A 1216-nucleotide genomic window follows, 5' to 3' on the forward strand; every position below is an offset into this window, starting at 1 on the left:
ATTCCCAGCCCTCCGGAAGCAGCACTTCGGCCCGCCTCAGGCAGAATGGCAGCACCCACAATCGCAGCCCTTCGCTCCCGGGAAAGTCGAACACCGGTAGCGGCTGATCCAGCTTGTCGGTGCGCGGGTAGACCAGTGCAACCATGCCCTGTCCGCCCAGATAGCTGCGTCCATAGGCGTGCAGCTGGTAGAAATCATCCTGATGTAAGCCGTATTTGTGGGTGCCATTGGCCTGTCCGGCATCCAGCAACTTCCACTTGGTGTCCAGCACCAGTACGTCCGTCCGCTGCCGGCTCACCACCATGTCCGGCCTGAGCTGGAACCACTTTGCACCGCCGTGATGCACCAGGTGATGCCGCCTGACCTGAGTATCCAGCGCAAGATGCGCCGGTAGCTGCTTCTGGAAGTGCCTGGCCACGTACGCCTCGAACAATCGCTCCATCGGGAACAACAGCGAAGGTGCCTGCTGCGTACCTACCGACGAAGTAGGCGACAGCCCTTGCAGGATCAAACGCGTCCAATCCAGCGCTTCTCGATAGGTGCGCATGTTGCGGTCCAGCTGAACCCGTTGCATGTCCTGGTCCGGATTGTGGCTGAGCGGCACCTCGGCGAAGAATGCCAACAGCTCCCGCGCCAGCCGCTGATGGTGGGTCAAGCGAGTCGCGCCAAGCACCTTTCGCAATGCCGTGTGGATCAGCCGGTTCTCCGGCCTGTCGATGCTGAACTCATCGTGGGCGGTGTGGAAGCGATCGGCACGTACCAGATTGCGGCGGAGATGCTGGGCCACGAGCAGCCTGCCGCGCAGCGCAGGTAGATCATCCTCACGTGTCTGGTACTGGCCGCGAAGCCCGCTGCGGGTCACTGCCACCACCGTACGCAGGAACTCGCCAACGAACACCTCCAGCAGCGGCATGCTGTCGGCGGCAAGCTGCGCGTTGCCGAACCGAAGGTGTGAGAACTGCTGCAGGCAACGCAGCATCCTCAGCAGCAGGCCACGTGCCTCGCCGGCACCGGCGTCCAGCGCCTTGCCCACCTTGGGCAGGATCTCGATCTGCAGGCCGCCTGGCGCGGTAACCACGCCCACGTGGCTGGTGACCTGAATACCCCGGCGGCAACGGCGAACCCATGGGGACAACTTGCCGTCGATCAGCTCCAACGACTGCCGTTCCAGCCACCGGTAAACGCCATCGGGCACGACGCGCGCACCACCGGGCGC

General features: G+C 63.8%; 1 protein-coding gene. It reads right to left on the bottom strand.

The genetic code is table 11. From position 1 onward, the window contains the following. Positions 1 to 1216, bottom strand: a 1216-nt coding sequence (locus tag ACFC0D_RS38640; RefSeq protein WP_376446806.1) for an McrC family protein, incomplete at both ends; no start/stop codon positions are given.

It is taken from the genome of Streptomyces sp. NPDC056222 (assembly GCF_042264065.1).
Lineage (GTDB): Bacteria > Actinomycetota > Actinomycetes > Streptomycetales > Streptomycetaceae > Streptomyces.